At 38.9% G+C, this 14,776-nt stretch carries 12 protein-coding genes; 10 read left to right on the forward strand and 2 right to left on the reverse strand.

Translation table 11 applies throughout. The features are described from left to right. Window positions 1-50: 50 nt before the first annotated feature. Complete coding sequence (locus tag EV142_RS07250; RefSeq protein ID WP_132033976.1) at window positions 51-1,262, reverse strand: M24 family metallopeptidase; 1,212 nt, start codon at window positions 1,260-1,262, stop codon at window positions 51-53. Between the two features lie 362 nt (window positions 1,263-1,624). Between EV142_RS07250 and EV142_RS07255 the strand changes: the two genes are divergently transcribed. From EV142_RS07255 to EV142_RS07300, 10 genes are all read left to right on the forward strand, one after another. Next, window positions 1,625-2,251 carry a response regulator transcription factor gene (locus EV142_RS07255; RefSeq protein WP_132033978.1) on the forward strand — a complete coding sequence of 209 codons (627 nt, stop codon included), beginning with the start codon at window positions 1,625-1,627 and terminating at the stop codon, window positions 2,249-2,251. 287 nt (window positions 2,252-2,538) lie between these two features. After that, the gene (locus EV142_RS07260; protein WP_238698667.1) at window positions 2,539-3,957 is read left to right on the forward strand and encodes a pyridoxal phosphate-dependent decarboxylase family protein; all 1,419 of its coding nucleotides are present in this window, start codon (window positions 2,539-2,541) and stop codon (window positions 3,955-3,957) included. Between the two features lie 7 nt (window positions 3,958-3,964). Beyond that, window positions 3,965-5,296 (forward strand): lysine N(6)-hydroxylase/L-ornithine N(5)-oxygenase family protein, encoded by a 1,332-nt coding sequence (locus EV142_RS07265; RefSeq protein WP_132033982.1) that lies wholly within the window; start codon window positions 3,965-3,967, stop codon window positions 5,294-5,296. 10 nt (window positions 5,297-5,306) lie between these two features. Beyond that, window positions 5,307-6,407, forward strand: a complete 1,101-nt coding sequence (locus EV142_RS07270) for a heparan-alpha-glucosaminide N-acetyltransferase domain-containing protein (protein ID WP_158286305.1) — start codon at window positions 5,307-5,309, stop codon at window positions 6,405-6,407. Window positions 6,408-6,419: 12 nt separating this feature from the next. After that, the gene (locus EV142_RS07275; RefSeq protein ID WP_132033986.1) at window positions 6,420-8,849 is read left to right on the forward strand and encodes a GNAT family N-acetyltransferase; all 2,430 of its coding nucleotides are present in this window, start codon (window positions 6,420-6,422) and stop codon (window positions 8,847-8,849) included. Between the two features lie 11 nt (window positions 8,850-8,860). Next, window positions 8,861-9,460 carry a GNAT family N-acetyltransferase gene (locus EV142_RS07280; protein WP_132033988.1) on the forward strand — a complete coding sequence of 200 codons (600 nt, stop codon included), beginning with the start codon at window positions 8,861-8,863 and terminating at the stop codon, window positions 9,458-9,460. Between the two features lie 12 nt (window positions 9,461-9,472). Beyond that, the gene (locus EV142_RS07285; RefSeq protein ID WP_132033990.1) at window positions 9,473-11,278 is read left to right on the forward strand and encodes an IucA/IucC family protein; all 1,806 of its coding nucleotides are present in this window, start codon (window positions 9,473-9,475) and stop codon (window positions 11,276-11,278) included. An 88-nt stretch (window positions 11,279-11,366) separates the two neighbouring features. Next, on the forward strand, window positions 11,367-12,794 hold the full coding sequence (locus EV142_RS07290) for an MATE family efflux transporter (protein WP_132033992.1): 1,428 nt from the start codon (window positions 11,367-11,369) through the stop codon (window positions 12,792-12,794). 174 nt (window positions 12,795-12,968) lie between these two features. Beyond that, window positions 12,969-13,568: an REP-associated tyrosine transposase gene (locus EV142_RS07295; RefSeq protein ID WP_132033994.1), complete on the forward strand. Its 600-nt coding sequence runs from the start codon at window positions 12,969-12,971 to the stop codon at window positions 13,566-13,568. A gap of 96 nt (window positions 13,569-13,664) precedes the next feature. After that, window positions 13,665-13,943, forward strand: a complete 279-nt coding sequence (locus EV142_RS07300; protein WP_132033996.1) for an MATE family efflux transporter — start codon at window positions 13,665-13,667, stop codon at window positions 13,941-13,943. A 114-nt stretch (window positions 13,944-14,057) separates the two neighbouring features. On the opposite strand, the gene EV142_RS07305 is transcribed toward EV142_RS07300, so the two are convergent. Beyond that, a complete protein-coding gene (locus EV142_RS07305; protein ID WP_132034408.1) occupies window positions 14,058-14,528 on the reverse strand; it encodes a JAB domain-containing protein in 471 nt (156 codons plus the stop codon). Window positions 14,529-14,776 lie beyond the last annotated feature (248 nt).

The raw sequence follows: 14,776 nt of genomic DNA on the forward strand, positions 1-14,776 counted from the left end.
AACCTGAAACCTGAAACCTGAAACCTGAAACCTGAAACCTGAAACTAAGACTACAAACCAAACGGGTTATCAATACTCTCCATAGGAGTTGTAAACCACTTTGGCCCGGAAGCGGTCATATAAAAATGATCCTCATGACGAATTCCGAATTGTCCAGGAATACAGATCATGGGTTCATTACTAACCACCATTCCTTCTTCTAAAAGGGTTGGATTTCCTCGCACCAAATACGGGTATTCATGAATGTCCAGTCCGGTGCCATGTCCTACACGATGCGGTAAGCCCGGAATTTCATAATCACCGCTTAATCCCGCTTCGGCCAGTACTTTTCGGGCGGCATCATCTACAGAACCACAGGTAGCACCAATTTGAGCGGCATCAAAAGCAGCTTTTTGCGTTGCTTTTTCTAAGTTCCATATTTTTCTGTGTGCCTCGGTTGGTTTGCCGTACACATACGTTCGTGTGATATCAGACAAATAGCCTTCTAAACGGCAGCCGGTATCAATTAAAACAATATCGTTGTCCTTTAAATCCTGTGGAGCAGTAACCCCATGAGGATATTGTGAATCTTCTCCAAAAAGGACAATACAAAAATAAGAACCGGAAGGAATTCCGGCTTTGATATGGGCTTTGTTGATAAAATCAGTAACCGTTTTTACTGCAATACCCGGGTATAAAATACGTGCAGCAGCTTTTTGAATTACCATCGTGATCTCTTTTGCCTGTTGAATGATGGCAATTTCAGCTGCGGATTTATGCATTCTGCAGCCCGCAGTTATGGGTTGTGCGTTTATAAAACTATAATTCAGATTGGTTTTGACCACATTATCGGCTAAAAAGTAAGCCGCAGATTCGTCCAACGCAATGGTTCCGTTTTGAATGTTTTTACTTTCTAAAACAGCTCCAAACAACTCATACGGATTCTCATGTTCTTCCCAGAAATTTAGGTTTCCGTTCACTTGCAGGAAGGTTCTAAATGTACCTTCTTCAAATTTAGGAACAATATATTCGATACTTCCATCTTCAAAAAGCAGGGCTCCGACCATTCGTTCCGACGGATTCCATTTGGTTCCCGTAAAATAATACAGGTTGGTTCCGGCATTGAGGTAGATGGCTTTACAGTTTTGTTTTTTCAGAAGGACTGTTGCTTTTTGAATGCGCAACTGATATTCAGCTAATGCAATAGGCTGTACATCAAGGGTCATGTTTTGTATTTTCTCTAATTCTGTACTTGCGGTTGAACCGCCAACTCCAATTGTCATTTGCTTCTTTTTTAAGTTGTTTATATCTGCTTTGATTGTTAAGTGATAATTTTATAAATCAGTTTAGGTCAAAATTAAGCCACTATTTCGGGATTGTTATATTTTCACTTAAACCAGTTAAAATACTATAATTTACAGGTAATATAATATAAAGTCAGGTGCTAAAGTGCTTCGTTTTAAGTTCAACTGAAAGTTATATAAATGGGGCAGATCAAAATATTTCATTCCTTTTTCGTTTTGAAAGTTTATTTTTTTTGTACTTGGTTTCTTTCTTTTATTAACCTATGTGACAAAAAAATAATACAGTAATATCAATTTTATTATCTATTTTTGTTTAGACCAATTCTAAATAAAGATTAATAATGAAAAACTTCCTTATTGCTGATTCTGAAAACCTACACATAATCGGGCTGAGATATACACTGAAAAAAATTGTAAAAAAAGCAAATTTAACCATTGTAAACTCTAAAGATGAGTTACTTAATCATTTTGAGAAAAACAACGTAGAGTATCTTATCATAGATCCCAACAATATTTTTTTATTCTATGAAAACGACTTCAAGCAACTGCGAATGACTTTCCCGGATTGTAAAATCATCATTTTATCCTATTTTAAAAACAAACAAACCGTCAATAGTTTCTTACAGGACGGAATTGACGGTTTTATTTGCAAAGATTGTCAGGAACAGACCATTTTTGATGCCTTGTACAAGATTGAAAACGGGGAACGCTACTTCTGTCCTAAAACACTAAACGGACTGATGGACGTATTCGCTTTACCCAGTTCAGATGCCAGCCAAAAACTTACTTTCAGGGAATATGAAATTTTAAAACAAATTGCAAAGGGTAATGATGGAAAAAGTATCGCCTCTCATCTTTTTATCAGTATTCATACTTTTAGAACACATCGGAAAAACATCATGAAAAAAACAGGCAAGCATACCACGCCGGAGCTTATATTATATGCCATTGAGAAAAAAATGATTTAATTTTCGTTCAAATAATTATATATATACTAGTTATTTCCTACTATACATGTAGTACGCCTTATACCTCTTTTGTACAATTCTATTTACTACTGCTGTAGTATTGACTTTATTTTGTATCGAATTTACTTTTGCTGACAACTATTATTCAGAATCAATCTAAATAAATTAAGCAAATGGAAGCAAAGGAACAGATAAGAACAATTCAATTAAAGAGCGTATTAGAAACAGACCATCACAAGCATATCTTTTCTAATAATAAAAAGTCAGTCTCTCTTTATAAAAAGAGCATGAAAAAAGCAATTAAGCTAATTGCCAATCATTTAGAAAACAGGGATACCCCCTTCACAGGGACAAGTATTACTGCAATCAGGGAAAAAATAGATGCAATAGCCCTTGAAGATAATTATGGAGGAAAGAGTTTAGAGTATGTTTTAGACGAATTAAAAGACATTTATCTGAATGATTGCATCCATTTTCATGATCCAAAATACATCGCACATCTCAATTGCCCTATTCTGACGCCGACCCTGGTGGCAGAGGCGTTTATCTCCTCTTTAAATTCCTCAATGGATACCTGGGATCAGAGTACCGGAGCCACTTTTATAGAATTGAAACTGGTAGAATGGACCATTGAAAAATTAGGTTATCCCCAAAGAGCTGACGGAATTTTCACCAGTGGCGGAACACAGTCCAATATGATGGGACTGCTTTTGGCGCGCGATCATTATGTAAAAACACATTATAATATAGATCCTAAAATGGAAGGGCTTCCTGCCGATGCCTCAAAGTTCAGGGTTTTATGTTCAGAGGTAAGTCATTTTAGCTTAAAAAAGAATTTAAGTTTATTAGGATTAGGTCAGAATGCCGTAGTTCCGGTAGCCGTTGATGAAGATTTTAAAATGAATAGTCAGGCACTGAAAAAAGTAATCCAGCAACAAAAAGATTTAGGAAATATTCCGATAGCCATTGTGGGTACGGCGGGAACCACAGATTTTGGTTCTATAGATCCCTTAGCTGAAATAGCTGCAATAGCAGCAGAAAATAGATTGTGGTTTCACGTTGATGCCGCTTATGGCGGAGGATTACTGATCAGTGAAAAGCATAAAAATAAATTAGCCGGAATCGAACTTTCAGATTCCGTGACCATTGATTATCACAAAACATTTTACCAGCCGGTAAGTTCCAGCGGGTTTTTTATGAGAGACAAATCGTATGTCGATTACATCAAATACCACGCAGATTACCTGAATTCCAAAGAACAGGAAGACGAGGGAATTCCGAACATGGTCAAAAAGTCCATACAGACCACGCGCAGGTTCGATGCCCTGAAATTATGGTTCACCCTAAGAATCATTGGTACGAAAGGACTAAGCACCTACATGGAAAAAGCAATAGACAATGCCCTGTTTACCGCAAATTTACTGAGAAACAGAAACGATTTCGAATTGATACATCATCCGGAAATCAGCACTATTGTATTTCGTTACACACCCTGGAAAGCAGACGAAAGATCGTTCTGCGGCCTAAACAGTTACATTAGAAAAGCCATTTTTAACGAAGGAAAAGCCATTATAACCAGTACGAAAGTCTACAACGAAGTATTCCTGAAATTCACCTTGCTAAACCCACTTACTACTCCTGCCGATATTGAAGAGATTATCGCTTTAATCGTTAGTCACGGCCAGGAATATTCATTGATAAATTAATACCCTTATGGAAAATAAAATATACGACTTTATAGCTGTTGGTGTTGGACCTTTTAATCTGAGTTTAGCCTGCCTGACCGCACCCATTGAGAACCTTGACGGTTTATTCTTTGACAAAAATGATTCTTTCAACTGGCATCCCGGAATGCTTTTGCAGGATACCACACTGCAGATTCCATTTCTGGCGGATCTGGTGACACTTGCCGACCCGACAAGTCCGTTTAGTTTTCTGAATTATATCAAAGAACAAGGTAAAATGTACTCGTTTTACATTCGTGAAAACTTTTTATTACTGCGAAACGAATACAATCAGTATTGCCAGTGGGCGATTAAAAAATTACCGAATGTATTTTTCAATACAGAAGTTTCCACTATCGAATACGATGAAAATCAATCGATCTACATCGTCAAAGCAGTTTGTACTAAAACCAATGCCATTACCTTCTACCAAACCAAAAAATTGGTATTAGGAACAGGAACAGCACCTCATATCCCGAAATCCTGCAAAGCCCTTAAAGGAAAAGCAGTGCATTCTTCCGGCTATATTCAGAATAAAGCAGCGCTTCAGCAACAAAAATCAATCACCGTATTAGGGAGCGGACAAAGTGCTGCCGAAGTATTTAATGATTTATTGCAGGAAATCGATGTTTATGGTTATCAGCTGAACTGGATTACGCGTTCGTCCCGTTTTTTCCCAATGGATTACAGCAAACTCACCTTAGAAATGACTTCACCGGAATATGTAGATTATTTCTACAGCCTTCCGTCGGAAAAAAGAGACTACCTGCTCAAAGATCAGAAACTGCTTTACAAAGGAATCAATAAAGACCTGATCGGAACGATTTTCGACACCATTTACACTAAAAAAGTAGTGACGGAAATAGATGTGAATTTAAGAACCAATGCAGCTTGCATCAAAGCAGATTACGAAGAGGAGAAGCAGTCTTTTGAATTGGAATTGCATCAGGTCGAACAGGATAAAAAATACCGTCATACTACTGATGCATTGGTTTTGGCAACAGGGTACAGCTATGAACTGCCTCGTTTTATAGAAGGAATTTCATCCCGAATCCAATGGGACGAAAAAGGACGTTTTGACGCCAACAGAAATTACAGTATTGACAAAAACGGAGGCGAAATTTTTGTTCAGAATGCCGAACTGCATACGCACGGATTTGTCACACCGGATTTAGGAATGGCCTGTTATCGTAATTCTTATATCATCAAAGAAATCACGGGTACAGAACATTACAAAGTAGAAACCAAAATTGCTTTTCAGGAATTTGGGGTTGCCGTATCTGAGACGATTGAATCGAATGTATTTGAAGAAATCTCCTAATTATAAAACGATGGAAACACAACAAAAAAAGAGAATTTTAGCAATAGATATTACCAGGGGAATGAGTGTGATTTTTATGATGATGATTCACACCATGCTGATTTACGGCACTATTCCGACACAAACCCACACTATTTTGGGAGAAATTACTTTATGGCTGGGCAGAGGCACCACCTTGTTTTTAGTGAGTATGGGCATTTCATTTGTACTGTCAAGAAGACAAAGTTTTCAGAAAGTATGTAAAAGAGGTTTATACATTTTAGGAATTGGTTATGGCATGAACTTCCTGAAATTCCTGATACCCGAATTCCTGTTTGGCGGATTGCCCGAAGCCTTTGTGAGCGCCTACGGATTACAATCAGGAACACTGCAAACCGGAATATTCTTTTTGCTTTTAGGAGACATTCTGCAATTGGCTGGTGTAACGCTGTTTATAATGGGAATTATCAACCATTTCAGTACAAGTAAATATGTTCCGTTAATCGTGGCTTTGGCCATCATCGCAATTTCCAAGGAAGTGAGCGGTTACAGAATTGGAATTACCGGATTAGACTATATCTGCGACTTATTTTTCAGCAATCAGTTTAATATTTATTTCCCTGTATTTCCGTGGAGTGCCTTTATTTTGCTGGGCATGTTTTTAGGAAGATGGTATAAGGAATTAGAGGAAAATCAAACGGTATTTTTTAAGAAAATGCTAGTTCTCGGTTTTGTTTTTATTGGAATTGGCGGCGTATTGAATTTTACTAATTCCGAATATCATTTTGGGGATTACTATCATTTAGGTCCCGGCGGAAGCATTTTATTGCTGGGTGCCAATATGGTTTTTTACTGGCTGGTCAATTTTATAGTACAGCTGTTTAAAGAAGACAATCCCGTTTTTAAAGCACTTATTTTCTGCAGTAAAAATGTAACCAGTTTGTATGTCATTCAATGGGTGCTGATCAATTGGGGCATGTATGCGATTGGTTTTTGGGAACACGACCAACTCACGGTTTTAGCTTTATTTCCGGTAGTAATAGGATTGAGTATTTCGATTCAGCTTGTCTACAATTCCGTTCGTTCTCAATGGCGTGAAAAATGGTCTGCAGCACCATTATCAATTAACTAAAACAACAGAGAAATGAATTTATACAATGGAAAACCGGTTATAAAAGGATCGCTGAATCCCATTTATACAATCACGATTCCGGAATTCGGCACTATCGATTTTCGTCCGTTACAGCTGGATCTTGATACGGAAATTATTCACGACTGGGTCAATCGCGATTATGCGCAATATTGGGGCATGCAGGGAAAATCGGTGGAAGAAGTCCGTACAGAATATGAAAAATTAAGCAGTGAATCCGATATTTTTATCGGACTGGTCAATGGCGAGGTTTCCTTTTTACTGGAACGTTACAATCCGAAACTGGACATTATCGGCAATTACTACACGGTTCAGGATTACGATTGCGGGATGCACGTCATTGTGGCGCCCTGTACAAAATATATCCCGCAGTTTACGTGGCATATTTTCTCGGGTATCATGAAGTTTATTTTCAGTGACCTGAAAGTACAGCGTATTCTGGTAGAACCCGATATCCGAAACAAAAAAATGTTCGAAATCTGCCACAGGGTTGGTTTTGTAGATTCGGAAGTAGTGCAGTTACCGCATAAAACAGCGTTGCTGGCTTTCTGTAACCGCGATCAGTTCATCAAAAAAACAAATTTATTTAACCTCAATTATATTGAAATGAATAACGAAAATCAAATAGAATTTCCGGAAAATGCTATTGCGCACATTCAGCCCGAAGTATGGGAAAAAGCCAATCGTTTATTGGTTAAAAAAGCACTTTGTGAATTTTCGCATGAGTTTTTAATCAGGCCAATTCAGGAAGAAAGTAATGAAAAAGGAAATCAGTATGCTTTGGTAACAGACAATGGCAAAACCGTGTATCGTTTTACGGCACAATTGCTGGCCTTAAATCATTTAAATATTGACCTGCATTCTATTTCAAAAACGCAAAACGGAGCAGCAGCCGTTTTAGATGCTGTCGAATTTATTCAGGAATTCAAAAGCAACTTAGGCATTTCAGAGCAGTTATTGCCTTCTTATATCGAAGAAATCATCAGCACTTTATACGGAAGCGCCTATAAATTATTAAAGGACAATTCCACTTCCAAATCCCTGGCCAATTCTGATTTTCAGACCATAGAGCAATCCATGATGGAAGGCCATCCAGGATTTGTGGCGAACAACGGGCGCATCGGTTACAACAGCATGGATTATAAAGCCTATGCACCCGAAACAGGAAATCCGTTTAAAATGATCTGGCTGGCCGGTCACCGTGACAGAACCGTTTATGCAGGAACCAAAAAACTGGATTACGAGACGCTGATTCAACAGGAATTAGGAACAGAAACACTGGCGCACTTTAATAGCATTATCGAGAAAAAAGGAGCAGACCCGAAAGAGTATTTCTTTATTCCTGTTCATCCGTGGCAATGGTTCAATAAACTGGCGAATTTATTTTCACCGGAAATTGCCAAAGTAAAACTGATTTGTGTAGGCTACGGTCCGGATTTGTATCAGGCACAACAGTCGATCCGCACTTTGTTTAATTTAAGCAATCCTAAAAAGTTGTATACGAAAACCTCACTTTCAATCCTGAACATGGGATTCATGCGTGGTTTGCCCGTATTTTATCTGGGTACCGCGCCTGAAATGGCCGAATGGCTGGACGCCTTATTAAGCAAAGACGAATACCTGCAAAAAGTGGGCTTCGGGATGCTGGGCGAAGTGGCTTCGGTAAGTTACATCAATCCGTATTTTGAGGAATTCGGAAAACACAATCCGTACAATAAGATGATCGCTTCCTTATGGAGGGAAAGCCCCGTAGCCAAGCTCGAAAACGACGAACAACTAATGACCATGGCCGCTTTTTTACATCTCGATAAAGACGGAAACGCATTGGTTTCAGAAATTATAAAAGCATCCGGACTTTCGATAGACAATTGGCTGACGGAATATTTCAAAGTATATCTAAGCCCTTTATTGCACTGTTTTTACCAATACGATTTGGTTTTCATGCCTCATGGCGAAAATCTTATTTTAGGATTAGAAAATCACGTTCCCGTTCGTTCCTTCATGAAAGATATTACCGAAGAAGCTGTGATCCTGAACCCTGATGTTGCAGTTCCGAAAAATATTGAAAGAATCTACGCAGAAGTGCCGGAAGAGGTAAAATTGCTTTCTGTTTTCATCGATATTTTTGATGGTTTTTTCCGTTTCCTTTCTGCCATTTTAGTGACGAGCGACGGTTATGACGAAAAACGCTTTTGGGAATTGGTAGCCGATTGTATTTCAGATTATCAGGAGGCAAATTCGCATTTGAATTCAAAATTCGAACAATATGATTTGTTTGCCGATGAATTTCAATTGTCCTGCCTGAACCGCCTGCAACTGAATAACAACAAAACCATGATCGATTTAGATGATCCGGTGGCTTTGCTGCAATTTCAGGGAAAACTGCAAAATCCGATCGCTCCGTATAAAAAAATAATAGCTTAATTCCGCAACAGATGACTGATACATTATTAACGCATCCTGAAAATAAAGCCGTTACCGACATTGTTTTTGTAAAAACGATTCCGGGTTTAGGTGTTTTTGAGCTTCGCCCGATAGATCTGGAAGCTGATATTCCGCTGCTGCACAACTGGGTCAATCGCGAGTATGCGGTGTACTGGGGCATGAACGGATTTTCGGTGCAGGAAGTATACGATTCGTACCGTAAAATTCTCGAAAAAACCGATGTGTATATGGGAATTTTCAATGGTACTGTTTCTTTTCTGTTAGAATGTTATAATCCGGAAGAAGACAGTATTGGCGATTATTACAAAGTAGAAAAAGGGGACAGGGGCATGCACATTCTCGTAGCGCCTTTTGAGAAACCGATTAACAATTTTACCTGGTCAGTTTTTACCGTGATCCTTGATTTTATTTTTTGTGATGCCAACAACCAGCGCGTCGTGGTGGAACCGGATGCCCGCAATCATAAAATTCATTTACTGAATAAAAAGGCAGGATTTGTTTTTCAGACCCTGCTGGATCTTCCGCACAAACAAGCACATTTGGAATTTTGTACACGCGAAGACTATTACAAGGCTTTACAGTCGATTTAAATTAAAAAGAAAATGGAAATACCCACTAAAAGTATTGCACATATCACCAAAAAGAACTGGGACAAAACCAATGTACTTTTGCTAAAGAAAACGATAGGCGAATTTGCACACGAATTGCTCATTGTTCCAACACTAAAAAACGGAAAAACCTATGGTTTGTTTTCGCCCGATAAAACTTTCGAATATACCTTTGAAGCTTCTGTTCTGGCATTAAACCACTGGTCGGTTTCGGCTGATTCCATTCAAAAGAAAACAGCAGACGGAGAAGAAGTGCCGTTGCGCTTATTGGAATTTCTAATTGAATTTAAAGACGTTTTAGGAATCGGGGAGAAGCTTTTGCCTACTTATCTGGAAGAAATTACCAGTACGTTATACAGCACTGCTTATAAAATAGAGCATGAAAATTATTCGTCGGAAGCATTGGTAAATCAGGATTATCAGGTCATCGAGCATGCCATGACAGAAGGCCATCCTTGTTTTGTGGCCAATAGCGGAAAGAACGGTTTTAATATCGATGATTTTGCGCAGTTTTCACCCGAAGCCAATGCGCCAATTCAGCTGTTATGGCTTGCCGGACACAGGAGCAGGGCGACTTTTTCCGGAATTGAGACTTTGGACTATAAAAAAGTACTGGCTCAGGAATTGCCTTTGGAAACCATTACTTCTTTTGAAAATATAATGGAGTCGAAAGGTTTCAATAGTGAGGAATATTACTTTTTCCCGGTACACCCGTGGCAATGGTTCAATAAACTGGCGCTTATTTTTGCGCCGGATATTGCCGAAGGCCATTTGGTTTGCCTCGGTTATGGAAACGATACGTATTCGGCACAGCAGTCCATTCGTACTTTTTTTAATACGAGTGCTCCCGAGAAATTTTATGTCAAAACAGCACTTTCCGTCATCAATATGGGCTTCATGCGCGGTTTGTCTCCGTATTATATGGAAAGCACGCCAACCATTACACAATGGGTAGCCGATGTGGTAGAAAACGATGCCTATTTACAGCAAAAAGGATTCACGTTATTGGGTGAAGTAGCCACTATTGGCTACCGGAATTTCCTGTACGAACCGCTCGGACGAAGTCTGCCCCATAATAAAATGCTCGCGGCCCTATGGAGAGAAAGCCCCATTCCGAAATTGTCAAAAGGCCAGCAAATCATGACCATGGCGGCCTTACTGCATGTCGATCAGGCCGGGAATTCTTTGGTGTCCGAATTAATCAAAGCCTCCGGAATCACTGCAAAAGCATGGATAAAAAGCTATCTCAATGCGTATCTTTCACCTTTACTGCATTGTTTTTACGAGCACGAAATGGTTTTTATGCCACACGGCGAAAACCTGATTCTGGTGTTCGAAAATCATGTTCCCGTAAAGGCCATCATGAAAGACATTACCGAGGAAGTAATGGTTTTTACTACCAAAAGGGAACTGCCGGAAAAAGCAAAACGCATTCAGATTGAAATGAGCGAACCGCTAAAGATTTTGTGTTTGTTCAATGATATCTTTCAGTTTTATTTCCGTTTTCTGTCGGCTATTTTATCTGAATCGGGGACACTTTCCGAAAGTGATTTTTGGGAAGAAGTGGCGAATTGTATCCATGAATACCAGGATACACATCCGCAGCTGGAAGAGCAGTTTAAAAAGTACAATCTTTTTGTATCCGAATTCGATTCCTGCTGCCTGAACCGCCTGCAATTGCGAAACAACAAGCAAATGCTCGATTTGGCTTCGCCTATAGAAAGCCTTCAGTTTGTAGGGAAATTAAAAAACCCGATTTCGGTATTCATACCCAAAGACAAACTTTCGGCAGCATTTTAACTGGGCTGAAAGGTTTGTTTTTACTGGTTTTCTTTCTGGATTGAGATCCGGGAAGAAAACTGTATTTTATAGAATTAAAAAAAGAATTATGTTATATCTCACAAGGTCGGTAAAGTCAATTCGCGGTACGTTGGATCGTTTTTTTGAAGTTTTGAAAAAGGCCGAATCATTTGATTTTACGTCCGGAAGCATCAAAAAAGCCATTATCATCCTGTCTATTCCGATGGTATTGGAAATGGTCATGGAGTCGGTATTTGCGTTGGTCGATTTGTATTTCGTGGGACATTTAGAAGAAAGCAACCACGCCATTCAGATTGTAGGGTTGACCGAATCGTTGTTTGCCATTATTTATTCGATCGCCATCGGAATCAGTATTGCCACGACTGCCATTGTAGCCCGGCGCATTGGGGAGAAAGAACCCACCGAAGCCGCAAAATCGGGCGTTCAGGCCATCGTAATTGCCATTATTATTAATCTGCTGATCAGCATTCCGGGTTTTATCTATGCCAAAGAGATACTGCAATTAATGGGAGCTTCGCCCTCATCTATCGTTTATGGTGCCATCTATACCCGAATTATGATTGCGGGAAGTGTAGTGGTCATGCTGATTTTTTTGATTAACGGAATCTTCCGCGGTGCCGGAAATGCCATCATCGCCATGAAAAGTTTATGGATTGCCAATATTTCGAATATCATTCTTTGTCCCATCTTAATAAATGGTTTTTGGTTTATTCCGCCCATGGGAATCATGGGAGCCGCCATTGCCACTACTGCCGGAAGAGCAATCGGAGTGGCCTATCAGTGTTATTTTCTCTTTTACGGAAAAGGAATTTTAAAAATAAAAGGAAGCTATTTTATTCCGCAGATCAAATTAATTAAAGCCATTATAAAACTCGCCACACCCGGAGTTTTGCAATATGTAATCGCTTCCTGCAGCTGGATTTTCCTCGCCAATCTTGTCGCTACCACCGGAGGTGCTTATGCTTCGTCAGGGTATCAGACGGCGATCAGGATTATGATGTTTTTTATCCTGCCTGCCTGGGGACTCAGCAATGCTGCCGCGACTTTGGTGGGGCAGAACCTCGGAGCCAAAAAAGTAGACCGGGCCGAAAAATCAGTTTATAAAACAGCCAAATACAACATGCTCTTTATGGGGTTTATCATGCTGGTGTGCTTTTTTAGCGCCCATTACCTGATTTCCTTTTTTACCGACGATGCCGAGATTGTGAAAATTGCTGTCAATGCCCTGCAGATTATGAGTATCGGCTTTATTTTTTATGGTTTGGGAATGGTTTTAAACAACACGTTTAACGGGGCAGGAGATACGTGGACCCCAACATGGATTAACATTTTCGGTTTCTGGATTTTCCAGATTCCGTTTGCGTATCTTTTGGTTCACTATTACAAATTAGGGCCATTGGGTGTTTTTATAGCCATTCCGGTGGCAGAGACTCTTATTACGGTTTTGAGTGTGGTTGTTTACAGAAGGGGGAACTGGAAGCGGATAGCGATTTGAAAGTATAAATAATTCTCCTGAAAAGCTGCGCAAATGTCTCTGACTTTGCGTAATTTTTTTGAATGTTCTTGTAAGTTATAAATCGAATAAAAGTCTCCTGACTTTTACGCTCAGGTTTTTTAATACAAATAATGTAAAATAAAATCTATTTTTGTAAGAAAAATAAATATAAAAATGAAGGAAGGATATGTTATTAGAGACCAAAATTTACCACATTTTATCACTTCAACAGTAGTTGACTGGATTGATGTTTTTACACGACAAACGTATCGGGATATAGTTATTGAGAGTTTTGATTATTGCATTAAAAATAAAAGAATGATTTTATATGGTTATGTTATTATGAGTAACCATATTCATTTAATTGTACAGTCTGAAGATGGAAAATTATCAGATTTAATAAGGGATTTTAAAAAATATATAGCAAAAAATATTCTCGAAAAAATTCAAAATAGCAACGAAAGCCGAAGAGATTGGATGCTAGAACGTTTCAAATTAGCTGCTCAAAGTCATCAGAGAAACAAAGAGTATCAGTTTTGGCAGTACGGAAATCATGCCGAGGAAATTTATAGCAATACATTTATGTGGTCAAAATTAGATTACATACATTTAAATCCTGTTAGGGCCGGGCTTGTAACAAAAGCTTCAGATTATATTTATTCCAGTGCCAGCAATTATGTTAATGATCGTGGATTGTTAGCAATTGAAAAAGCAGATAATCCTGTGGTGGACGTTTTAGATTCTAAATCGTTTACAAAATATAATTTGCATTAAAATTTAGTTTAAAGTCAGAGACTTTTATGACGTTTTCGTTTTTTGATGGGATTTTTATAAAGGCGCAAAGTCAGAGACATTTGCGCAGCGTTAAGAATGAACACTTATGAGGAGCAGGGTATCGGCTTTATTTTTTATGGTTTGGGAATGGTTTTAAACAACACGTTCAACGGGGCAGGAGATACCTGGACCCCAACATGGATTAATATTTTCGGCTTCTGGATTTTCCAGATTCCGTTTGCGTATCTTTTGGTTCACTATTACAAATTAGGGCCATTGGGCGTTTTTATAGCCATTCCGGTAGCAGAGACTCTTATTACGGTTTTGAGTGTGGTTGTTTACAGAAGGGGGAACTGGAAACGGATAGCGATTTGAAATAAGTTATCGTGTACCTAATTTGTCATTCCGAGTAACGAAGGAATCGCATCAATTATTCCTTTTGCCAGCGAGAGGAATTGGAAGATAGCTATTTGAAAATAATTAATAGCACTAAAGTTTACCGTGATCGGCAAAAGAATAATAATTTTCGGGACTAATAATCAAATGGTCTACCACATCAATATTGAGTATAGCGCCCGCTTCTTTGATTTTTCGGGTAATCAGTGTATCGTTATGTGACGGAATAGTTTTGCCCGATGGATGATTGTGAACCATAATAAGACCGGAGGCATTGGCTTTGAGTGCTGCCGAAAACAATAACCGAAGGTCAACAAAAGTTTGTGATATCCCTCCCGAAGAGACTTCGTAAACACCCAGTACTCTGTTGGATTGGTTGAGCAGGAGAATCTTAAACTGTTCGAAAAATTCGATTGTGTCCGGATTCCAGTTTTTTACGGCCAGTTCATACGCTGCCTCCGAAGAGGTGATGTGCGGGCGTTCTGAAGCTTTTACTTTGGTTTTGTAAATGAGTTCTATTTCTGATGCGATTTTCCAGTCTGGTTTTTCTTTTTTGGTTTTCATGGGTTGAAATGCTGATAATAATTGATTGTTTTTAATCTGTTTCATAGTATTTCAAATTGACAGATAAAAAAAGACATTAGCAACGACATATATGTTAGTGATTTAAGTTAATCAACTCCCAACATTATTTCACTCTAATTCTGCCAGTTTGGCATCTGATTTTCTTCCGTCATTTCTCCGTCACGTTACCGTCACCGCTCCGTCACCGCTCCGTCGCTCCTATACGTGAACTTTATCGTAGATTTTTG

It is taken from the genome of Flavobacterium circumlabens, from assembly GCF_004345565.1.
GTDB classification, from domain to species: Bacteria; Bacteroidota; Bacteroidia; order Flavobacteriales; family Flavobacteriaceae; genus Flavobacterium; species Flavobacterium circumlabens.

Coding starts and splice junctions, on each gene's coding strand:
- EV142_RS07250 (WP_132033976.1), bottom strand. CDS start 1,262: ATGACAATTGGAGTTGGCGGTTCAACCGCAAGTACAGAATTAGAGAAA.
- EV142_RS07255 (WP_132033978.1), top strand. CDS start 1,625: ATGAAAAACTTCCTTATTGCTGATTCTGAAAACCTACACATAATCGGG.
- EV142_RS07260 (WP_238698667.1), top strand. CDS start 2,539: ATGAAAAAAGCAATTAAGCTAATTGCCAATCATTTAGAAAACAGGGAT.
- EV142_RS07265 (WP_132033982.1), top strand. CDS start 3,965: ATGGAAAATAAAATATACGACTTTATAGCTGTTGGTGTTGGACCTTTT.
- EV142_RS07270 (WP_158286305.1), top strand. CDS start 5,307: ATGGAAACACAACAAAAAAAGAGAATTTTAGCAATAGATATTACCAGG.
- EV142_RS07275 (WP_132033986.1), top strand. CDS start 6,420: ATGAATTTATACAATGGAAAACCGGTTATAAAAGGATCGCTGAATCCC.
- EV142_RS07280 (WP_132033988.1), top strand. CDS start 8,861: ATGACTGATACATTATTAACGCATCCTGAAAATAAAGCCGTTACCGAC.
- EV142_RS07285 (WP_132033990.1), top strand. CDS start 9,473: ATGGAAATACCCACTAAAAGTATTGCACATATCACCAAAAAGAACTGG.
- EV142_RS07290 (WP_132033992.1), top strand. CDS start 11,367: ATGTTATATCTCACAAGGTCGGTAAAGTCAATTCGCGGTACGTTGGAT.
- EV142_RS07295 (WP_132033994.1), top strand. CDS start 12,969: ATGAAGGAAGGATATGTTATTAGAGACCAAAATTTACCACATTTTATC.
- EV142_RS07300 (WP_132033996.1), top strand. CDS start 13,665: ATGAACACTTATGAGGAGCAGGGTATCGGCTTTATTTTTTATGGTTTG.
- EV142_RS07305 (WP_132034408.1), bottom strand. CDS start 14,528: ATGAAAACCAAAAAAGAAAAACCAGACTGGAAAATCGCATCAGAAATA.